At 47.9% G+C, this 22,008-nt stretch carries 21 protein-coding genes; 8 read left to right on the forward strand and 13 right to left on the reverse strand.

Annotation, left to right across the window (positions count from 1 at the left end; genetic code table 11):
• Positions 1-198: 198 nt before the first annotated feature.
• Positions 199-1,305 (reverse strand): branched-chain amino acid aminotransferase, encoded by a 1,107-nt coding sequence (locus tag BUR42_RS15220; RefSeq protein WP_234979678.1) that lies wholly within the window; start codon positions 1,303-1,305, stop codon positions 199-201.
• A 123-nt stretch (positions 1,306-1,428) separates the two neighbouring features.
• Between BUR42_RS15220 and BUR42_RS15225 the strand changes: the two genes are divergently transcribed.
• From BUR42_RS15225 to BUR42_RS15240, 4 genes are read left to right on the forward strand one after another with little or no spacing between them, the layout of a single operon-like run.
• Positions 1,429-1,926: a hypothetical protein gene (locus BUR42_RS15225; protein ID WP_143197458.1), complete on the forward strand. Its 498-nt coding sequence runs from the start codon at positions 1,429-1,431 to the stop codon at positions 1,924-1,926.
• 15 nt (positions 1,927-1,941) lie between these two features.
• Positions 1,942-2,517 carry an RdgB/HAM1 family non-canonical purine NTP pyrophosphatase gene (gene rdgB / locus BUR42_RS15230; protein WP_074240043.1) on the forward strand — a complete coding sequence of 192 codons (576 nt, stop codon included), beginning with the start codon at positions 1,942-1,944 and terminating at the stop codon, positions 2,515-2,517.
• A 1-nt stretch (position 2,518) separates the two neighbouring features.
• Entirely contained in the window at positions 2,519-2,947 is a 429-nt protein-coding gene (locus tag BUR42_RS15235; protein ID WP_074240044.1) for an acyl-CoA thioesterase, read from the forward strand.
• Positions 2,948-2,951: 4 nt separating this feature from the next.
• Positions 2,952-3,530, forward strand: coding sequence for a nitroreductase family protein (locus BUR42_RS15240; RefSeq protein WP_074240045.1), 579 nt, complete (start codon positions 2,952-2,954; stop codon positions 3,528-3,530).
• A gap of 131 nt (positions 3,531-3,661) precedes the next feature.
• Here BUR42_RS15240 and BUR42_RS15245 read toward each other — a convergent pair whose 3' ends face one another.
• From BUR42_RS15245 to BUR42_RS15295, 11 genes are all read right to left on the reverse strand, one after another.
• The gene (locus tag BUR42_RS15245; protein ID WP_074240046.1) at positions 3,662-5,212 is read right to left on the reverse strand and encodes a glycerol-3-phosphate dehydrogenase/oxidase; all 1,551 of its coding nucleotides are present in this window, start codon (positions 5,210-5,212) and stop codon (positions 3,662-3,664) included.
• Between the two features lie 152 nt (positions 5,213-5,364).
• The gene (gene glpK, locus BUR42_RS15250) at positions 5,365-6,861 is read right to left on the reverse strand and encodes a glycerol kinase GlpK (RefSeq protein ID WP_074240047.1); all 1,497 of its coding nucleotides are present in this window, start codon (positions 6,859-6,861) and stop codon (positions 5,365-5,367) included.
• A 5-nt stretch (positions 6,862-6,866) separates the two neighbouring features.
• A complete protein-coding gene (locus BUR42_RS15255) occupies positions 6,867-7,217 on the reverse strand; it encodes a PadR family transcriptional regulator (protein WP_074240048.1) in 351 nt (116 codons plus the stop codon).
• 68 nt (positions 7,218-7,285) lie between these two features.
• Positions 7,286-8,704, reverse strand: coding sequence for a glycoside hydrolase family 125 protein (locus BUR42_RS15260; protein WP_074240049.1), 1,419 nt, complete (start codon positions 8,702-8,704; stop codon positions 7,286-7,288).
• A gap of 157 nt (positions 8,705-8,861) precedes the next feature.
• On the reverse strand, positions 8,862-9,902 hold the full coding sequence (locus BUR42_RS15265; RefSeq protein ID WP_074240050.1) for a hypothetical protein: 1,041 nt from the start codon (positions 9,900-9,902) through the stop codon (positions 8,862-8,864).
• Positions 9,899-10,828 carry a dihydrodipicolinate synthase family protein gene (locus BUR42_RS15270; protein WP_074240051.1) on the reverse strand — a complete coding sequence of 310 codons (930 nt, stop codon included), beginning with the start codon at positions 10,826-10,828 and terminating at the stop codon, positions 9,899-9,901. The genes BUR42_RS15265 and BUR42_RS15270 overlap by 4 nt, the downstream gene beginning before the upstream one ends.
• 8 nt (positions 10,829-10,836) lie before the next feature.
• Positions 10,837-12,330, reverse strand: coding sequence for a RagB/SusD family nutrient uptake outer membrane protein (locus BUR42_RS15275; protein ID WP_074240052.1), 1,494 nt, complete (start codon positions 12,328-12,330; stop codon positions 10,837-10,839).
• Between the two features lie 18 nt (positions 12,331-12,348).
• Positions 12,349-15,705 carry a SusC/RagA family TonB-linked outer membrane protein gene (locus tag BUR42_RS15280; protein WP_074240053.1) on the reverse strand — a complete coding sequence of 1,119 codons (3,357 nt, stop codon included), beginning with the start codon at positions 15,703-15,705 and terminating at the stop codon, positions 12,349-12,351.
• Positions 15,706-15,908: 203 nt separating this feature from the next.
• The gene (locus tag BUR42_RS30085) at positions 15,909-16,601 is read right to left on the reverse strand and encodes a FadR/GntR family transcriptional regulator (protein ID WP_074240054.1); all 693 of its coding nucleotides are present in this window, start codon (positions 16,599-16,601) and stop codon (positions 15,909-15,911) included.
• Positions 16,602-16,647: 46 nt separating this feature from the next.
• Positions 16,648-17,133 (reverse strand): cupin domain-containing protein, encoded by a 486-nt coding sequence (locus BUR42_RS15290; protein WP_074240055.1) that lies wholly within the window; start codon positions 17,131-17,133, stop codon positions 16,648-16,650.
• Positions 17,134-17,162: 29 nt separating this feature from the next.
• On the reverse strand, positions 17,163-18,323 hold the full coding sequence (locus BUR42_RS15295; RefSeq protein ID WP_074240616.1) for a PepSY-associated TM helix domain-containing protein: 1,161 nt from the start codon (positions 18,321-18,323) through the stop codon (positions 17,163-17,165).
• A 141-nt stretch (positions 18,324-18,464) separates the two neighbouring features.
• On the opposite strand from BUR42_RS15295, the gene BUR42_RS15300 reads away from it, so the two are divergent.
• From BUR42_RS15300 to BUR42_RS15315, 4 genes are all read left to right on the forward strand, one after another.
• Positions 18,465-18,824, forward strand: coding sequence for a hypothetical protein (locus BUR42_RS15300; RefSeq protein WP_143197459.1), 360 nt, complete (start codon positions 18,465-18,467; stop codon positions 18,822-18,824).
• 481 nt (positions 18,825-19,305) lie between these two features.
• Entirely contained in the window at positions 19,306-19,899 is a 594-nt protein-coding gene (locus tag BUR42_RS15305; RefSeq protein WP_074240057.1) for a TetR/AcrR family transcriptional regulator, read from the forward strand.
• A gap of 39 nt (positions 19,900-19,938) precedes the next feature.
• The gene (locus tag BUR42_RS15310) at positions 19,939-20,184 is read left to right on the forward strand and encodes a hypothetical protein (RefSeq protein WP_074240617.1); all 246 of its coding nucleotides are present in this window, start codon (positions 19,939-19,941) and stop codon (positions 20,182-20,184) included.
• A 22-nt stretch (positions 20,185-20,206) separates the two neighbouring features.
• Positions 20,207-21,484 carry an MFS transporter gene (locus BUR42_RS15315; RefSeq protein ID WP_084185580.1) on the forward strand — a complete coding sequence of 426 codons (1,278 nt, stop codon included), beginning with the start codon at positions 20,207-20,209 and terminating at the stop codon, positions 21,482-21,484.
• Positions 21,485-21,524: 40 nt separating this feature from the next.
• Here the strand turns inward: BUR42_RS15315 and BUR42_RS15320 are convergent, their stop codons facing one another.
• A complete protein-coding gene (locus tag BUR42_RS15320; RefSeq protein WP_074240058.1) occupies positions 21,525-21,905 on the reverse strand; it encodes a VOC family protein in 381 nt (126 codons plus the stop codon).
• Between the last annotated feature and the right edge of the window lie 103 nt (positions 21,906-22,008).

Raw genomic sequence — 22,008 nt, forward strand, 5'->3', positions numbered from 1 at the left:
CGCTGAAGGCGCATTCCTATAGCATTCTACCAGCATTCCTATATCGTTTGGATATAGGAATGTTATAGGAGCGATATAGGAATGCTGGAACTATGATATAGGAATGATATAAGAATAGGCCAGGATGCTGCTTCTTACAAACGCAAAAAGGCTGCCCGAAGGCAGCCTTTTCAACTGTATATAATATTATATTAACTTTTAGATCCTATAATTCCATCCTTTCACATCTTCCACTTTACCTGTACGGATAGCATCCAGGCGTTCGATCACCTCTGCACCTACCGCGTATTTAGTGGTATCCAGGGAGATCTTATGCTCCTTATAGTCCAACTGTTCCACATAGGCCACGCTGGCAGCGGTGCCTGTGCCGAATACTTCCCGGAGGGTGCCCTCTTTCCAGGCGGTTACTACTTCCTCAATGGAAATAGGGCGTTCTTCCACTTCAAAACCCATATCCGCCAACACATCCATTACACTGGCGCGGGTAACGCCGGCCAGGATGGTGCCGTTGGTGAGGTCCGGCGTGATGGCCCGGTTGCCAATGATCACAAATACGTTCATGGTACCACATTCCTGCAGGTATTTATAGTCAAAGCCATCTACCCAGAGGATCTGGTCGTAGCCCTGCTTTTTAGCCTGCATAGTAGGGTACATGGCCCCTCCATAGTTACCGGCAGCTTTGGCATAACCAACCCCGCCGGGGAAAGCACGTACATATTTATCCTGCACCAGCAGGTGAATAGGTTTATTAAAATATGGCCCTGAAGGGGAATTGATGATAGCGAACTTGTAAGTATCAGAAGGACGCACTCCGATGAACTCATCTGCAGCGATCATGAACGGACGCAGGTAAAGGGAACATCCTTCATTGGAAGGCACCCATCCCCTGTCCAGGTCGATCAGCATAGCCATACCACCCACAAAAAGCCATTCAGGTACTTCGGGCATACCCATACGCTCAGCACTCTTGTTAAAACGGGCATAGTTATCGTACGGGCGGAAGATCATGGGATTGCCTTCCTGGTCGTTATATGCTTTGATCCCTTCAAAGATTGCCTGCCCATAGTGCCAGGCGGCGTTGGAGGGGCTTACACTCAGGTTTTGAAAAGGGATGATCTCTGCGTTCTTCCATTCTTTTCCGTCAAAATCGGCCACTAACATGTGGTCCGCGTATTTCTTGCCAAAAGCCAGGTTAGAAAAATCCAATTCACTTAAGCGGCTCTTTGTTGTTTTGGTTACCTTTATCTTCCGTTTCGCCTCTTCCATTACTGTAGATTTAGCGGTGGGATAGTCTGCTACCATCATGGTTTATTAGTTTTATCTCAATATTTTTGAACTTTCAAAGCAGGTTCGTTCCACCGAACGATCCGCAAATAAACGTTTTTTCCCTTACATGGGATCGTCATATTAAACCATAACAATATATTTATGAGCCTAGAGCAATTGCAACTGGATCCTTACCTGTTGGCGCAAATGTACAACCAGCCTATCATTCCGGAGATGCGGAGCGCGCAACCTGCAGTGGAGAAAGCATTGCCCAAAGTGAAATATTTAGGCGAAAATCAAAAAAACGTATTACTGCTTATACAAAACGAAAGCGAAGCGTATTTGAACGATGAATTGTTCAATCTGCTGACAAATATATTGAGTGCATGCAAGCTCGGCATGCAGGAAGTTGCATTGGTAAATGTTGCACAATATCCCGGTTTAACGCTGGCGGACTATAAACAACTGATACCTGCACAGCAATGCATCTTTTTCGCTATTCCCCCTGAAACGCTGGGCCTCCCGCCGATGCAGCCCTACCGGCTGGAGACGCATTTACAGATCCCCGTGTTGTATTCGGACCATTTGCAACAAATTGCAACTGACAAAACTTCGAAAGGGAAATTATGGATGGCACTGAAACAACTTTTTGGAATTTAATATACCCGACCGGCTATGACCTTAGTATTTGCTACCAATAACGAGAACAAAGTAAAAGAGATCCGTTCCATGCTGGGAGACGCTTTTGCGATCATCACCCTGCAGGAAGCAGGTATAGATATAGATATCCCGGAACCCCATGATACGCTGGAAGCGAATGCCCGGGAAAAATCGGAAACCATCTATAAGCTGACGGGCAAAAATTCTTTCTCTGAAGACACGGGCATGGAAGTGGATGCCCTTAACGGGGAACCGGGAGTACTCTCTGCCCGTTATGCCGGAGAACAAAAGAACGCTGCAGACAATGTGGCCAAAGTACTGCATCTGCTGGAGGGTCAGACCAACAGGAAAGCCCGCTTCAGAACAGTTATTTCCCTGATCATAGATGGAACAGAACACCAGTTCGAAGGTATCGCTGAAGGGAACATCCTCCCGGCCGCAAGGGGCAGCAAGGGTTTTGGGTATGATCCTATCTTTCAGCCCACAGGCAGCGATAGGGCCTTCGCTGAAATGGAACTTACAGAAAAGAACGAATACAGCCACCGCGCAAAAGCTTTTAAGAAGCTGATCGCATTCCTCCAAACACAATAGCATGGCAAGAGTTAAGATAGATATGCCGGCATCTTACCGGTTTTCTACCCGGATCCCGGTACGCATTGGCGATGTCAATTATGGCGGGCATGTGGGTAACGATGCTATCGTGTCCATCCTCCATGAGTCCCGGATGCAATACCTCCAGGCTATTGGCTGCACGGAATTGAAAGCATACGGCACCGGGCTGATCATGGCAGACCTGGCCGTGGTATATAAAGGAGAATCCTTTTACGGTGATCAGCTGACTGTTGCGGTAGCAGCGGATGAGATCAGCAGCGTGGGCTTTGATCTGTTCTACCGGATCAGCATGGAAAAAGAAGGCAAAACAGTATTGGTGGCGGAAGCCAAAACCGCCATGATCTGTTACGATTACGATAACCATAAAGTGAGCAGGGTACCTGACGCTTTAAAACAACAATTAATTTAACAGCATGGCATATAAGGACATTGAGCATGTGATCACACATCGCCGGACAGTGAAGCCGGCCAATATGAACGGGAAAAAGATAGACGATGCCATTGTGCAGGAATTACTGCAACTGGCAGACTGGGCGCCAACGCACGGCCATACAGAACCCTGGTATTTTATGGTATATGCCGGTGAAAAGGCGCAGGCCTTTGCGGCAGACCATGCAGAGATGTATAAATCATTCACGCCTGCTGCCCAGTATATCCAGGGGAATTATGAGAAGCTGAAAACACAGGCAGACCTGGCTTCGCATGTGGTTGCCATTTGTATGAAGCGGGGCAACAATCCAAAGATCCCTGAAATAGAAGAGATAGCGGCGGTATCCTGTGCGGTGGAAAATATCTGGCTCGGTGCTACTGCACAGCAGATAGCTGCTTACTGGGGTTCAGGTGGTATGACCTATCACCCTGCCATGCAGGATTACCTGGGTTTGGGAGATGATGATAAAGTACTGGGATTCCTTTACCTCGGGTATTCCGAGGAGGCTCCACGCACCGGGCGGCGCGTGAAGCCCCTGGAAGAAAAAGTGAAGTGGATGTAGGATGTTCAGGCTGGTACGGGCCAGTGTAAAAGCAGGCTCGTAGCCCTTCCGCAGAAATTCCTGCAACTGGTACGTTTTAGCAACCACCTGCAGGAAGCTACTGTAACCGGATACCCATGTATCCGCAGAAATTACTGCAGCTGGTACGTTTTAGCCAGGTCCCGGAAAGAACGTACCTGCTGTTCCTCCCATTCCTTGTCTTTCCCCATTTCAGTGGCCATAATAGCGGCTACCTTAGGTGCTACACGTACTGCTTCTTCCGCATCCAGGAAGAGTGCGCGGGTACGGCGGGCCAGTACATCTTCTACCGTATGCGCCATTTCTGTGCGCACTGCCCACAATACCTGCGCTTTAATAATGCTCAGCGATTCGCTCAGGGTTTCTTCGTTTCCGTTTGATAAGTTCCTGATGGCAACTGCATCAGCGCCATAATAATATAGCGGGTCTTTTTCGTCTATTTTTACCGCAGAACCGTGAATGGGTAAGTTCCGGGTCACGGAAGTGGTCTCCGGCCATTGTTTCACCTTCTCCAGTTTGTCTATTACATCTTCCCCCATACGCCGGTAGGTGGTCCATTTACCACCCAGGATGGTAACAAGCCCTGAAGCGGAAACCATGATCTTGTGGTTGCGGGAGATCTCCTTTGTTTTTTCACTCTTCTCCGGTTTAGCCAATGGCCTCAATCCAGCCCATACACTTTTCACATCAGCCCTTGTTGGGGCACGCTGCAGGTATTGGCCGGCAGTGGAGAGGATGAAACTGATCTCTTTTTCCATGGCCACAGGGTCCAGGCTGATTTCGTTCACCGGGTTATCCGTAGTACCCACCACTATCTTATTATGCCAGGGTACGGCAAAAAGTACACGTCCATCGCTGGTCTTAGGGATCATGAGCGCATTCTCGCCGGGCAGGAAAGAACGGTCCAGCACCAGGTGAACACCCTGGCTGGCTACGATCTTACGTTTTACGGCAGGATCATCCATTTCAAGGATATCGTCTACAAAAACGCCGGTGGCGTTAATGATACCTTTTGTTTTTACTTTATACTCACGACCGGTTTCCGCATCTTCTATAGTTACCAGGGAAAGCTGGCCGTTCCCGTTCTTGCCCAATCCTTTCACCCGCATATAGTTCAGGGCAATACCGCCTTGTTCATAAATGGTCTGCATCAGGTTCACCGCCAGGCGGGCATCATCAAACTGACCATCATGATAAAGGATACCGGCAGAAAGGTTGTTATCTCTTAAACCGGGGAGTTTCTCCAGGGTCTTTTTCCGGGAGATGTGAATAGAACGGCCCAGGCTGAGGCGCCCTGCCATCCAGTCGTACATTTTCAGACCGATCGTGTAAAAAATGCCTTCCCACCAGCTATAGGCGGGAATGATAAAGGAGAGGTTCTTGGCCAGGTGTTTGGCGTTTTTCAATAACAGGCCCCTCTCTACGCTGGCTTCGCGTACCAGGGCTACATCCCCCTGGGCGAGGTATCTTACACCTCCATGAAGTAATTTTGTGGCTTTGCTGGACGTGGATTTAGCGAAATCCGACTGTTCTAACAGCAGTGTTTTGTATCCTCTTGTTGTAGACTCCACCGCGGCCCCAAGGCCGGTAGCTCCACCCCCGATAATGATCACGTCCCACTCCTGCGCGGTCTCCATCGCTTTCAGTTGTTCTATACGATTCATTTTCTCTTTTATTCAAGCATTTTTATACAATATACATCGTAATCCGATACGTGCAAATTTAATTCATTTCCACAGGGTTTTTTGTCCTTTTTAAAGAGACGATCCATACTGTTGAATTTTAGGGTATTATGAAATCTGCTTGCGTATCTATGCTAAAAGTCCCAGTTCTTCACCCTTGCGATAGCCTTCTGCCATTTCTCCCGCAGTACTGATTGCCCTTCCACAGGTGGATTGGGCGAAAAGGTCCTGGCTACGGTATACTGTTCCCGGATCTGCTGCAGGGTCCAGAAATTGGTAGCGAGGCCTGCCAGGTAAGCAACACCGGTAGCTCCGGAGGGCATTACCTGCGGCCGCATGACCGGGTATTGCAGGATATCGGTTTGCATCTGCATAAAGAAATCGTAAGTAGCGGAGGTACCGTCTACCCGTAATTCGGTAATGGCGCGGCCGCTGTCTTTTTCCATGGCCTCCAGCGCATCGGCAATGCCAAGGGCTACTCCTTCGAGCGCGGCACGGGCAATGTGGCCGGAGGAAGTACCCCGGGTGATACCGATGATCATGCCACGGGCGTAAGGGTCCCAGTATGGTGTGCCCAGCCCGGAAAGGGCCGGAACAAAAAGTACCCCGCCATTATCCGGTTCGGTCTGCGCCAGCGCTTCTATCTCTGCGGTGGATTCAATGAGGCCAAGACCATCCCTGATCCAGCGGAATACAGAACTGCCGCCAAATACGCTGCCTTCCAGCGCATAGGTAACTTCCCCGCCGATCCGCCAGGCAATGGTGGTGAGCAGGTGATTGTCGGAAATAATGGGATGGGAACCGATGTTCATCAGTGCAAAACATCCGCTGCCGTAGGTATTTTTAACCATACCCGGTTCCAGGCACATCTGCCCGAACAATGCGGCCTGCTGGTCTCCTGCCATAGCCGCGATGGGAATGGCAGCGTTCAGGATAGAGCTTTCTGTATAAGCGATCACCTCGCTGTTGGAACAGGTATCTGGTAAAAGTTTATGTGGAATATTAAAGAGGCGGAGTAATTCTTCATCCCATTGCAGGGTATGAATATTGAAAAGCATGGTACGGGAAGCATTGGTAACATCGGTTACATGCTTTTTGCCGGCGGTAAGTTTCCATACCAGCCAGGCATCTATCGTTCCAAAAGCCAGCTGGCCCTGCTCTGCCCGGATGCGGGCATCCTTGATATGGTCCAGGATCCAGGTGATCTTACTGGCGGAGAAATAAGCATCGAGGATCAGCCCGGTTTTCTGGCGGATGAGGCCGGAGAAGCCCTGGTAGCGGAATTCGTCGCAGAGTTTGGAAGTGCGCCTGTCCTGCCAGGCAATGGCATTATACACCGGCTCCCCGGAGATACGGTCCCAGAGTACGGTTGTTTCCCGCTGGCTGGCAATGCCTATACCGGCAATTTCTTCAGCTGATATGCCGGCACTGGCAATAAGTTCTTCAATGGCGGACAACATGGTAAACCAGATCTCGTTTGGGTCTACCTCTATCCAGCCGGGCTGGGGATAATACTTTTCGTATTCCTTCTGCACCTGCCTGATCACCTTTCCTTCCCGGGAAAACAGCACAGCCCCGGCAGCGCTCGAGCCCAGATCAAGGGAGAGGATATATTTCTTTTGACCGTTCATATCGTTTATAGCTTTTTCAGGTCTCCAATAGCCTGCATGAGTTCACCAAGGTACAGATACATCGCTTCCAGGTATTCATTCCCCAGATCGGTGAGCTGGTAATATTTACGGGGAACACCTTCATCCATTTCCACCCAGCGTGATTCCACGAGTTTCTCTTTCTTCAACCTGCTTAGCAACGGATAGATAGTACCTTCAGCAATATCCATATCAGCCAGCTTTTTGATCTCGCTGATCAATTCATACCCGTAACGCTCCTTCTTTTGCAGCAGGAGCATAATGATGTATTCAAACAGTCCTTTTTTTATCTGGGATTGCCACCGGGTGATGAAATAGGCATTTTGCTTACTCTCCATAAGGGAATTAGTACGTTAGACTGCTAAAAGTAATCAAAAAAAGGCTGACCGTAAGGCCAGCCCTTCAGCTATTTCAACAAATGAGGTCTTTCCTTATACACCTTCCAGATGAATTCCCCGAAGATGGTGTTGGCCCATGCAAACCAGGAGCGGCTGAACTTAGCCGGATCATCCTTGTCGAATGATTCATGCATAAAGCCTTTGCCTGCGTGGCATTGCTGTAATGTCTGCAGGCATTGTTTGATCTCAGCTTCGTTGTTACTGGTCAGGCCCTGGATCACTAAACTGATCGGCCAGATCTTATTCAGGCCCGTATGCGGACTACCAATTCCCTTCCCGGCTTTTCCTGAGAAAAAGAAGGGGTTTTCTGAAGAGAGGATCATTTTCCGTGTATTGATATAAACCGGATCATTCGGTTTTATTGCACCCAGGTAAGGCAGTGCAAGGAGGCTGGGCACATTCGCATCGTCCATGAGGTTGAAGCTGCCGAAACCGTTCACTTCAAAAGCATATACTTTGCCGAACTGCGGATGTGTAACGATGGCATATTTCTGCAGCGCATTTTCCACTTCTGTAGCCAGCGTACGGCAGGCATTGGCCAGGTTGGCATCTTTATGGAAAGCCAGCACCATTTCTGCTGCCTGTCTTAAACTCACCACAGCAAAGAAGTTGGAAGGAACAAGGAAGGGCCAGATAGTAGCGTCGTCACTAGGGCGGAAAACAGAACAGATCAGCCCTACGGGTTTAACGGGATAACCGTAACCACCTAAGGGTACACCATCTGTTGCCCAGGAAGTGGTCCGCTGGAAATGATAAGGACCGGGACCATCCTTGCGTTGCTGCTCCTTAAATGTTTTCAGCGTCAGCTCTATGGATTGCTTCCAGGTGGCATCAAAGGGAGAAGCATCTCCTGTTATTTTCCAATACTGGTAAGCCAGGCGGATAGGATAACACAAGGAATCTATTTCCCATTTACGCTCATGGATACCAGGCTTCATATCTGTGAGGTCACTCTTCCATTCCCCCTGTTTTGTTTCATCTCCATAGAACGCATTGGCGTAAGGGTCTTTCAGCACACATTTCACCTGGTGGTTGATCACCCCGGCAATAAGGTGGCGCAGCTGCTCATCTTCTTTTACCAGGGGAAGATAGGGAGATACCTGTGCGGTACTGTCCCTCAGCCACATGGCATCAATATCCCCGGTGATCACGTAAGTGTCCGGGCGGCCATCTTTCATTTTATATTCTACTGTAGTGTCCAGCGTATTAGGGAAGCAATTCTCAAAAAGCCAGGATAGTTCAGCGTTGGTACTTTTGCTTTTTACAGCAGCTATCGCCTTCTCCACAGCTTCACTGCGGAACTTACGCTGTGCTGCGGGGATGCGTACAACGGGGAATTCTTTCTGGCCGGCCCAGGAAAGTGCAGGGCGTAAAATAACGGCGGATGATAATAACGCGGATTGACGTAGGAACTTTCTTCTGCTCATATTTTATGTTTGATCCTGAAAAATAGGAACTTCTTTGCCAATGGAGGCTGCTAAAATATTGCTAACGAGCAAAAAAAAACCGGTCTATGGAAATAGACCGGCCGTCATTACAGTGAACTTGAACAATTTGTTCAACTATTTTTCTATGGTACCACCGTTATTTTTTTTGTACGCCGATCAGGACCTTTCTGCTGCGTACAGCAGGCCTGGCTTCGCCAACCGGTAGCACCACTTTATTATTCCATATCACCAAAGGGGTAGTAACAGGTGCATATACATTCTCTGCTTTAACATCACCTGCTACAGACCATGTGTCTTTAACGGTGTTATAACGAAGTACTTCCCTGTTAAAGCCGGGATGTGCATCTTTGAGTTCCGTAACGCGTGCAGCATTTGCACCATCATCTCCGCCAAACAGCAAGAGATCCGCCTGCCCATCATTGTAGGCAGGTGTAGGTGCGGCGGCCAGTACAGCAGGGAGGTCTGCGATCTGCTTCCATCCTGTACCGGGTTGATATACCCAGCTATCCTTTAAATATTTCCGTTGTAAAGCGCTATCAAGATATACGCCGCCGAAAACATAGAACTTACCTTTCTCCGTACCTGCTATAGCCAGCATGCGTGGCAGGCCCGGTAAGGGTTCCAGTACTTTCCATTGTTGGGCAGGCGCATTGAGGTCCAGGCTCCAGCATTGCTGTGTTGCCCTGCCGGTGGGCGATGCAATCCCTCCGGCGATGTAAATGGTTTCGTTGATCAGTACACCGCATGCATTGATCACCGGGCCAGGCATAGGAGGTAAAGCAGTGATAGTTACTTTCCCCTTTTTATAACTGATAATGAAGGCATCCGCATAATTCATTTTGGCATCTCCCCCACCCAGGCATACTAATCCTTTCTTACTGCTGAGCGCAACACCATATCCTAATGGACGTGGTAATCTGCCTGCCTGTTTCCATTTCCCGTTTTCTTTTTCCAATACCCAGATAGTATCATACCAGGTTTTAACACCGCCATCCCAGGGTCTTTTATTGCCGGGGAAATTGGTGCCTCCTGCTATGATCAGGGCGCCGTTGCTTACACCGGCATAAGCTCCTGCCAAACCATCTGCCACCGGCAGCTGCGTAGCCTCTTTCCAGTTAAACTGTGCTTTGGTTTGTATGGTTAGCAGGCATATTATAAATGCCAGTAGTCCTCTCATTTAAGTTCTTTAAGTTTCTTTGCGGGCGCCTTTTCAAAGAAAGACAATGCAGACAGTTGTTCATGGAACTTATCATACGCCGCCGCATCTAATGTTGTCAATGGAAGCCGGCATGGGCCAAGGTTCCAGCCTAACATATGCATGATCGCCTTTTGCCCGGGTATGGGCGGATATTTCACCAGTATGCGGATCACTTCTACCATATAAGCATGCGAAACCTGCGCTTTGGCAATATCTCCATTGCGGAATGCTGCTATTGTTTGCAGGTAAAGTGGTGCGGCAAAAGTATATGTGCTGCCGATAGCTCCCTGCGCACCAATTGCCAATGCAGGCAATAACATTTCATCCAGCCCGTACAGGATATCAAACTTCCCGTTCTCAAAGTTCAGGCAGGCCTGGTATTCATGTAAGGTAGTGGCGGTGTATTTGATGCCTGCCAGGTTAGGAATGACAGGCCCTGCTATTTTCAGGAATTCGATCATATCCATGCCCACACCGGTAAGATGCGGGATGTGATAATAGTAGAAAGGTAATTGCGGCGCTGCGGATGCAATCTCTGCCATACTATCTGACAGGTTTTGAACATTAACAGGCTTGAAATAAAACGCTGCTACCGCTGAAATAGCATCTGCTCCTATCTCCTGTGCATGTGCCGCCAATGCCCTTGCTTCTGCAATACTACTATGCCCTACGTGAACGAAGATCAGCAATCTCTTCTGTGCCGCTTTTACAAATGATTCCGCTACGGCCATCCGTTCTGTGGTGGTCATATTGGGGCCTTCGCCATTACTGCCGCATACAAATACTCCTGTTAAACCATCTGCTACCAGTTTATCCACAAGGGGCTGGATGAGGGCATGGTTTACAGATCCGTTTTCATGCATGGGTGTAAATGCCGCAGCAATTAATCCTTTTACCTTTTCCATGTTACAGTTTATTGATAACCTTCTGTTTGTTTGATCAGGTTGTTGTTAGCCATTACGGTTGTGTTCAATGGCCAGAACAATGGCGTTGTTTTACCAACCAGGTTGGGTACAACTGTATAGACATTGATGGTGCCACCTTTATGGAACCTCACCAGGTCGTACCAACGTTTTTGTTCAAAGAAAAGCTCACGACCTCTTTCGTTCAATATCTCTTTCTCTACGGTAGCTTTATCTGTTGCACCTGTATAATCTCCGTTGCCTGTACGCACCCGCACTTTATTAATGTATCCGATGGCCAGCCCTGTCTGATCCAACGCTGCATAGGCTTCTGCTTTCAGCAGGAAGATGTCTGCCAGGCGGTACATGATCACATCGTTATCTGCTACACGGTCGTCTGTATATTTCGTACCGGGGAATTTGGTGATCCAGGATATCTTAGGGCCACTCGCCTGCCGTTCCGTTACCCAGGTATAAGGTTTCCGCTTGTCTGCCGGATACTGGTTGAACAGGGCTCTCGACTGAAGGCTGATCTGGTAGGCACCCAACCCGTTGGCGGTGGTGTTGCAATAAGGGAGGCTATCCAGGTTGAGCGCTCCCTGCACACCTGTAAGGTAAGGTAATGCATTTATTACATAATGGCCTGCATTGGGTACCACACTGCTGCCGGTAACCGGCTCGTCCCGCTGGTAATAGGCTGCCAGTAAAACTTCCGGATTGGTAGCGGCACGTAAGCCCACTACATTTTTGAAATCGAGGTTTAAACTAGCCCCTGTTTTTTCCACTTCATCAATTGCGGCGATCGCAGCATTCAGGTCAGCTGCGCCACCACCCAGCACTTTAGCGCTCCATAATTTCACATCTGCTTTCATGGCCTGTGCAGAACCATAGGCAAAACGGTATTTTGAAGGGAAGGATGTAGCTGCAAAATTGCTTATAGACTTGTAAATGGTAATAGCCGTGTCCAGGTCTGCATTGATCTGCTTCATCACATCCGTTGCCGGTGAACGCGCCAGCAGAGGCACATTTTCATCCACTACAGCGGTCAGCATCAAAGGAGCGTCTCCTATAACGCGGGTGAGATGGAAATAGAAATATGCACGCAGGCAATAGGTTTCTGCAATGATCCTTTTGCGGGTATCAGGATTGGAAGAAAATTCAAAAGGTTTGATCTTTTCTAACAACAGGTTGCAATGACCGATGGCTTTGTACCAATCGTTATAATTAATAGCGCCGTTAGTAGGGGTGATGATCTGCGTCCATGCTACACCAAAGCGGGAGTTTAAGGCGGAGATCAGTTCATCTCCGCGCTCAGTGCCATAGGTTATGTTATTGGCGAAGAACCGCATAAAACCATATATGCCGGTTACATAAGGATCAAAATCACTTTCGTTCTGGAAATAGGTTTCCTCCGTAATGCTGGATTGCGGCGTTATTTCCAGGAGTTTCTTACATCCGGTCAATCCCACTACAACTATCAAACTAAACAGGAATATCTTTTTCATGACTGAATTTTTTAGTACTTAAAACTTAACCGTTGCACCCAATGAGAATTGTCTTGGGCGGGGATATCCTATCGCATCAAAACCTGTATAGGATTCAGGATTGATACCTTCATATTTGGTGAGGTATCCCAGGTTGTACACACTGGCAAAAACGTTCATGCCGGTGGAGCGGATCTTTTTCATGATGTTACGCGGTATATCATAAGAGAGGGTGATCTCACGGAAGGCCAGGAAATCTCCTTTCTCATACATCACAGATACATCAGAGGAATAACTGTTATTCACACCCAGTGTGGCGCCACGCAGATAGTTCCGTTGACCGAAATCGAAATCTGCAAAAGAGAACCGTGCGTATTTCTTACCCACGTCCCCTGATTTTTGCCAGATGTCCGGCCCCAGCGCCTGTTCGGGAGCACCTTCGTTAAAGGCTCTACCCTGGCCTAAGGAGCGGGCCAATGCACCATTGGTGATCATATGGCCCATAGCATAGTCCATCGCTACTCTTAACGTAATGCCTTTATAGGAAAATGTATTCTGCCATCCACCTATTTTATCAGGTGTACGGTATCCCATAAACACCTGGTCTTTGGTATCGATCACACCATCGTTGTTCACATCATTAAAAATGAAATCACCTGCGCGTTTTCCAACGGCGATACCGGATGCGGAAGCCAGGTTATCTTTCTTCGTGGCATTCCATGCAGCTGCTTCAGCATCTGTGGAGAACACACCTAACACCTGGTAAGCATACAGGGAAAAAGGTCTTTCACCTTCAGCAAGGCCACCTGCTTCCACGAGGGATTTAGTAGCAGGGTTCCATACCACATCCCCGCCCTGGCGGTTCTTAGGTCTTCCATTGGCAGGCAGTGCTTTGATCATTTGTTTATTGTAGGCAAATGAGAAGTTGGTGTTCCAGATGAAATCCTTCACCTGTAATACTGTACCGCCAAGCTCAATCTCTATACCGGTATTCTGTAAGGTTCCGTTATTGTAATAGATAGAAGCAAATGGTGCTTCAGAAGGCAATGGTTTTGCCGCCAGCCTGTCCTTTGTAAGTTTGTTATACCAATCCACCGTAAGGTTGATGCGGTTATTGAGGAAACCCGCTTCAATCGCTACGTCCATAGCCTCTGTGCCTTCCCATTTCAGGTTGGGGTTGCTGAGGTTAGCCCTCAATATACCGGAACCCTGGCCATAAGAGTAAGCGTTGTACCCGCCGTAAGTATCTACTACCCGCAGGTCGCTGGCGCCTACCCATCCATAGCTGCCCCTGAGCTTGAGGTTGCTGATGGGTTTTACATGCCAGAAACGTTCTTTATGGATATTCCATCCGGCAGAGAAAGAAGGGAAATAAGCGTATTTATTTTCCGGAGCAAAATTGGAGAACCCGTCGTAACGCAGGGAAGCGCTGAAGAGGTACTTTGCTTCGTAATCATAGTTCAACTGCCCGAACAAACTGGCCGATTTGGATTCTCCCAGCGAAGTGCCAAAGTAGTCAGGTATTATGTTTGACGTAGGAACACCACCAATCACGGAGGTAGGGGGTTCATTGATCGTATAGATATAGTCGTTGGTAGCTCTTTGCGAGCTGATGTTGATATTGCTGTTGGTATTCCTGGTATAGTTAAACCCGCCCAGTACCGTAAAGTTGTGTTTCTTGTTCAGATCGAAGTCATACTGTAACACCTGGTCTACCATTAACTGGCGGCTGTTATTGGTCGCTTCGTTCTTTTGCCTTTGGTAAGTAGGCTGAATTTCATCAGCAGGCGTGGCCTTCCGCATGAACATATAGCGATAATCTGAAATGAAGTAAGAGACAGAAGGCCTGAAGTGCAGTCCGGGCAGGATGGTCCAGTCTCCTGCCAGCCTTGTTACCACACGTTCTGTAGAAGTCCTGGTATCGTCGTATTTCACAGTATGCAACCTGTTACGGGCGGACCATAATTCACCCAGTGCAGGATTACCATCATCCTTATAAATGCGGATCAACGGCGTGATGCGCGTGCCCCTGGTGAGATCGTTCGTGAAGTTATCCACGTAGTTGGGTAAAACATTCTGATAGTTCAGCATCGCATCCACTTTGAAATTGTTGCTGGCCTGGAAGCTGAAGTTACCGAGGGCATCGTAACGTTTGTAGTTAGTACCAATAAAGGTTCCCTGCTGATCTGTATAGCCCAGTGAAATGTTATAATTTGCCTTCTCGGAACCACCGTCTACAGATACGTTTGTATTGCTGGACAGGCCGGTTTTCCAGATAAGGTTTTCGTAGTTGTTATCTGCATATAACAATTTGGTACCGGGATTGATAGGGTCGTCCATGGTCATATAACCATGCGCCAGCAGATTATCTACATAGGCCTGGCCTTCTATGGCCACAATATTATCATACAGTGCCGTAAGGTTTACATTCTTTCCATACTGGCCTTTAGCGGTATACACACGTGTACCTGCGGAGAAGCCACCATTGTTCAGCAGGTTGTTCTTATCGATCAGGTCCGCCGTATTCCGAACGGTGGTACGGGCCAGTTTCAGATAGTCTGTTGCACTGAGGTATTTATAATCACGTGGCTGGGTTTCCCAGGTAGTGCGGTGATTAACGGCCAGGTTCATTTTACTGTTGTTCTTTCCGCCTTTTGTTTTGATCACGATAACGCCGTTAGCGCCGCGTGCGCCGTAGATAGCGGTAGAGGCCGCATCCTTCATCACCTGTATGGATTCAATGTTATCAGGGTTCACGTCACTCATGGAACGGAACACACCATCGATCACCACAAGCGGGCTTCCGCCATCAGTATTCACCACATTTCCGCCGCTGGTACCGATACCTGTTCCATACACGTTCAGCTTGGTACTACCACGAATGATGATATTATTCGCACCTTCGCCAGGCTGGCCGGAAGAAATAGGAATGGACATACCGGCGATCTTTCCCTGCATAGCCTGTATGGGATTGGGATTGGGGGAATGTTTGAGCTCTTCCACATCCAGTTTGGAAATAGCTGCAGTAGCTTTGGTACGGGATTGCTGCATATACCCTACGATCACCACATCTTCCAGTGTTGTGTTCGCTGAGCTGAGGGAAACATTCAGGCTGGTACGCCCGCCTACGCTCAGTTCCTTGTTGTGGTAACCGAGGTAAGAGAAGATCAGGATCCCATCTGCCGGAACATTGATGGAATAACTACCATCCGCACCTGTGAAAGTTCCGCGTGTACTGCCTTTCAGCTGTACGCTGGCCCTTTCAATGGGCACACCGGTAGAGTCAGTGACCTTACCACTAACTACAGACTGCGCCAGTGCAGCGAAAGCCGGCAACAGTAACATAGATACAAAGAATAGAATTCTCCGCCCGGAGATAAAGAGAGATAATTTCATAACGGATCACTGTTTAGACAGAGATGGAATTTGACATCAAGCTATGTAGATATGTACTACATATCAAATGTAAAATAAAAAGACACAATCAACCAAATTAATTTTTGGCGAGAGAATTTACCAGGCAGGAAAAATTTCGTCCCTGCCAGGAATAAAAAAAGGGAACTGCTTTGCGGCAGTTCCCTTTCAAGATGTTGCTTGCTTTATTTCAGGCGGTCGAAGTGTGGTTTGAGGTGTTCCAGCATACCGGCCCGGAATTCTTCCTTGGTCCCGTCTTTCAGGATGTTCACCAGGTCTATGTGGGATACGGTACCGATCTTGGGTACTTTTTCCAGGCTGATCACATAACCGAAAATAGGGAGGAGCATATTCTGGAAACGGGTGAGCGTATCGTTGCCCGTCATCTGGTAGATCTTTCCGTGGAAAGCTACTTCATTGCTGATGCGGAAGGCCTGTCCTTTCCCTTTGGGTTCCTGGCTTTTGGCGATGGCTTCCAGTTCCTTCAGGTCCTTTTTGGTTTTGCGGAGATAGAGAATGTCTGCCAGTCCCATTTCCAGGGTAAGCCTTAGTTCAAAGATATCCTGCAGGGTACTGTCGTCTATGATCAAAGGGTCCAATACTCTTTCGAAAGAACCAAGTATATCAGGGCGTGAAAGTATCATGCCTCTTCTTTTCTTCGTTTCCACCATACCTAACATACGGAGGCGGCTTAATGCTTCTCTCACTACGTTGCGGCTCACGCCTAATGCTTCTGCCAGTTCCAGTTCTGAAGGAAGTGCATCCCCGGGTTTAAAGGATTTCTTTTTTAAATAATCTCGCAGCTCTTTCTCGACAATATCTGCCATCGTGTTCTGAGCAATGGGGACAAGATCTTTGATCAGATCAATTTTAGCCATACGGGTAGGTTAATTTTTGTATAAATGTAGTACATTATAAATAATCTCACCTGGTTAGCAGCCCTATCAACCCTGCATGTTGTGGAAACAACTGTGAGAGTACCGCTTTTTCTGCCAGTTCAAAATCAGCAAAATCAAATCCGGGCGCAACGGTGCAACCCACGAGTGCAAAGCCGCCGGTTTCTTCTACGGAGGATGCGAACCAGCTGCCGGCGGGGATCACCAGCTGCAGTTGTTCACCCTGTGCCACGTCCCTGCCTAAACGGTGTACATGCAAAGTGCCGTTTGGTTTGATCTCGTAGATATGCAGGGTAACACCATCGTAGAAATGCCACATTTCATCAGATGCGATCCTGTGAAAGGCTGAGAACTCTCCATCTTCCAGTAAGAAATAAATGCCTGTTGAAGCAGCCCTTGGTCCGGCTGGTTGCTGTAATACCAATGGCGCTCTATAGGTTTCCCTGAAAGAGCCTCCTTCTACATGTTGCGTTAATTGAAGCGTTTCGCGCCAGTAGGCTGCCGTAGTTTTCATGACTTAAACTTACAGCGTTTTTTTCCAAATTAGAGCGCTGCCTGCGGGTATATTCTTTTTTTCAGGGATGGTTTGCTCTTTTTCCGCCTTCCCCACCAAATATAAATACCGGTAATTGGTAAGCTGGCACAGATAAGGCTGGCGCAGAACATCAGGATCTTACCCGGTAATGCCAGCACGGCTCCCGTATGGATATCATAATTCATCCGGCGCAATTTATCGCCAAAACCCGCGTCCTTGTAGAATCCGGCATAGGGGCCGTCTTGTTTTAATGGCTTCAGGGTGTACTGATCAAACTGGTAATTGTCTGTTTTATAGTAAGTACCGGGGCGGTGATTGATGGTCACACTCAGTGGTGAATTTTTAGAGGAAGCAAAATATACGCTGATCCCTGCTCCTTCCGGCATGTGCTGGCGTACCTTGTTCCAGGCAAGGTCCGTTGCTTTTTCAGCAGAATATTCTTTTGTGTAAGCAGAGGTATCGGAAGTGGCGTAGATAGCATTATCGAGGGACTTTCCGCCGGAGGTGGCATAATACAGTGAATTGCTCCACCATTGGAAACCCCATACCAGCCCTGTGATCACAAGCACCAGGGCAATGAACATGGCGTAAAAGCCCAGTACGTTGTGCAGGTCGTAATTCTTCCTGCGCCATTTTGCGTCCCATTTGATGCTGAACCGCTGCCTGCGGGCTGCTTTGTTCCTTGGCCACCAGAGGATTAAACCGGTTACCAGCATCACAAAGAAGATCAGTGTGGCATAAGCAACAATGGGCTGGCCAATATGTGTGGGCAGCCAGAGATAAAAATGTCCATCGAGGATAAAACGGAAGAAATCGTTTTCCGCGTTCCATACCTTTAGTACTTTCCCGGTGTAGGGGTCCATGAACACCTGGTAATAATATTCGGGATCACCGCCGTAGAATTGTACAACAGTGCTGTATTTACCTCCCTGGTAGCTGATGCCGTTAGCTATTTTGCCCGGGAATTGTTTCTCAGCTATCGGGCGGAGCACGGAGGGTGGCAAAGGCTGTACGTTTGCCTTTGGCTCCGTATAGTACCAGGAGCCATTTACCAGGCCGCGCAGTTCCCACTCAAATGCGAGTATACAACCGGTAATACTTATAATAAATACAACCAGCCCGGATGTAAATCCGAGCCAGAGATGTATTTTCCCTACTATTTTTTTCATCTTACCTGTCAGGCTAATATTGAATATCCGGTGCAAATATGCGCCGGTAATTTCCCGGGAGCAAGACGGATCGGGAAAAACAATTGCGTAATCAGGAAAATGCTGCATCATACCTGCAATTAATTCCTTATATTTACATACGTGCGACCTTTCCTCGCCATATGCCTTTTTGCAGTGATCAGCCTGCAGCTTACCTTCCGGGTAACGGGATACCTGCAATGTATTGTGAAAGTATACATGCATGATAAAAACGTTCCGGCAGATTGCGGTTGCGTTCACTTCCTCACACAGGCATTTGACGGTAAGGACCCAGATGCTCAATTGCAGCAGTTAACTTCCACGCTTAAAATGCAGGATTATGTTCCATCCCTGAACAGCCCTGTGCCTGGAACACCGCTGCTACAATCCCCTGTTGTGTATGGTGTTGTTTCATCACAATACCGGTACAAGGGGTTGAAAAACATCTTCCATCCTCCCTGCACTATTTCCTCTCTGATCTGATATCTATTATCTCACACGCGATTGGTTTTCGTGTACCCTGCCAGTTTCCAAACCTAACAGGCGTACATATCCCCGTGTGTAATGCTTATTTTTTATTTTCTCACACGCGATTGGTTTACGTGTAGCCTGCCAGTTTCCAAACCTACAAAGGCAACGTATATCGTCGTGTACTATTCCGGCTATGCGCGGCGCGCCTTGCGTTGTGCGTATGCCATCACCCTTTAAGCATTTTTTATGAAAACAATATGGCTATACATCTGCTGCATAGCCGGGCTCATGGTACTTATCCGGAGTGGCCCGCCTGCTATCGTGCAGCGATCATCTTTACCTTCTCCTCCCGCCATGGACAGATAATCAAATAGTTAAGGGGAGGATGGGTCGTACAAACTCCTGGAAAGGCGCTCTTCAAAGGGCGCCTTTTTTATCCAGTGGAAAAATATATTTCGTAAATAAGCGATCGCTCACTTATCTTTGTATCCTGATGAGGACAAGGGATGAAAATAAGATCTGCGAACTCCATCGCCGAACGGTAGAAATGATCGTAAAGGATGGGCTGGACGGCTTTGGCGTGAACAAGCTGGCCAAAGCTGCCGGTGTTTCTCCTGCCACCATTTACATCTATTACAAGGACCGGGAGGACCTGATCGTTCAAACGGCCATCCGCGTTACCGAACGTATGCTGAAGGAAAGCCTTGAGGGATTTGATCCGGATAACATGTCTCTGGAAGAAGGTTTACGGAACCAATGGCAGAACCGCGCCAGGCACTTTTTTAATAATCCGCTGGATACGCAGTTCATGGAAAAAATGCGGTATTCGCATTTGTACGATAAAGTATCCAAAGACGTGTATAATACCTTCAAAGAAATGATGGGCCGTTTCTGCCGCAATGCAATAAAAAGAGGCGAACTGATCCCGCTTTCTACAGAAGTATACTGGTCATTAGCCTATGCACCTTTATATCAGCTGATCAAGTTCCACTCCCAGGATAAAACTTTTGGTGACAAGAAATTTGTATTCACGGAGGAAGCCATGGAAGAAGCCTTACAGTTAGTATTGAAAGCCTTAAAACCCTGATCCGTCAGATCATTCATTCACCCTTAAATGAGCAACTTTATGAACAATGGTTATATCACAGCATCCATTCCGGAGGTACTGGTTTTTCGCACCAATATCAGGTTCAAAAAAGATCTCAGGCAGGTAGGCCCTTTTTTAGATAAAGAACCTGGCATTCAGCGATGGAATGTAGACAGGGAGGATTCAGATAAAGTGCTTCGCATAGAAGCCCGGCACCTACTGCCACAAGATATTATCCACCTTATTACCCGGGCAGGTTTCTTCTGCGAAGAACTGCCCGAATAACCTAACAATTCTAACACACACAATGGAAACAATGCAAGCACCTAAAGAAAGGGTATTCTCCCGGTACCAGGTTTTCGTCATTGCCGTACTTTCTTTACTTCAGTTTACCGTGATCCTCGACTTCATGGTACTTAACCCCCTCGGTGAAATACTGATCACCAAAATGAACATCACCACACAACAGTTTGGCCTCGTTGTATCTGCTTATGCTTTTAGTGCCGGGATATCCGGTATCCTGGCAGCGGGTTTTGCGGATAAGTTTGACCGGAAGAAAATGCTGATGGTATTTTATTCCGGTTTCACGATCGGCACTTTCCTTTGCGCACTGGCACCTAATTATCATTTCCTGCTGGCAGCCCGCATCTTCACGGGTTTGTTTGGCGGTGTGATCAGTGCCATTGGCATGGCTATCGTGGTGGACCTTTTCCTGCCGCAGGTAAGAGGCCGTGTAATGGGATTTATGCAGATGGCATTTGCACTCAGCCAGATCCTGGGAATGCCGGTAGGCTGGGAACTGGCCAACAGGTTCAGCTGGCACGCCCCTTTCTGGGTGATCGGTGTAATGGCAGCAATCCTGGGAGGCGCTATCCTTCTTTACATGAAACCGATCACTGAACACCTGAGTGCCAGAACAGAAAGGAACCCCGTGGAGCACCTGGTGCATACGGTGAGTAACAGAAAGTACACACTTGCTTTTTGCACAACCATCCTGCTGGCAACAGGCGGTTACATGCTGATGCCTTTCGGCAGTACTTTTTCCCGGCATAACATGGGACTGTCACCACAGGATATTACCTGGCTGTATGTAGCTACGGGAGCCGTTTCACTGGTAGTCAGCCCCATTATCGGTAAGCTGAGCGATAAGGTGGGCAGGATCAATGTATTTTATGCTGCCACCTTATTGACCTGTATAATGGTCCTGATCTTCACAAGGCTGCACATTACGCCGTTATATCTTGCCATTATCATTAACGGATTGATGTTTGCGGGTGTACTGGGCAGGATCATTCCTGTTCAGGCATCGCTGGCCTCTATCCCTTCCCTGCAGGACAGGGGAGCTTTTATGAGTATCAATGCTTCCATTCAGCAGATCTCCGGCGGTTTTGCTTCCGTAATTGCAGGGCTGATCGTTTACAAGACCAGCAGCGGATTTTTGCTGAACTATGATATACTGGGGATTGTGATCGTTGGAGCTTTCATTATTACACTGGTAATGATGAACCGGTTAAACAAGCAGATCACGAATAATGCTGCGAATGCGGCTGTTGAGAAGAAGAAGGAAGACGTTGTTCCTGCATAAATTGCATAAAGAAAGGCGCCGGAGTTACCGGCGCCTTTCTTTATTTAAATAAGGGATTGTAGATCAGCCCCAGGATATTCCCCCAGGGATCTTTCACCATCGCCACCTGGATAGGTTCTCCCACCGTACGCGGTTCGCTGTGAGCAGTAGCCCCCAGTGATAACAGGTGTTCATAGGCAGCCTGGATATCCTCCACACCCCAATAAGTTTCCACTCCTCCGGCGCCGGGATGTTCTTCTCCCTTCGGTATTGGCTGCAGCCCCAGCTCATATCCTCCTATTTCAAATCCTACATAATAAGGCTCGTTGTAATAAGGAATTACACCGAATGCTTTGGTATACCACGCCGTTGCTTTTGGCAGATCATTTACCCTGTAAATGGTGGTGCGCAGACCTAAAAAATGTTTACTGATATTTGTCATAAAATGGCATTTGGCGAATATTTAACAAAACTGGTTAACGTTTGCCCAGTAAGGCTCTCCGCTAATATAACCCCTATCCTCCTAAATATTTATTTTTATTTCG

Origin of the sequence: Chitinophaga niabensis (assembly GCF_900129465.1) — a bacterium.
In the GTDB taxonomy this organism is placed as follows: Bacteria; Bacteroidota; Bacteroidia; order Chitinophagales; family Chitinophagaceae; genus Chitinophaga; species Chitinophaga niabensis.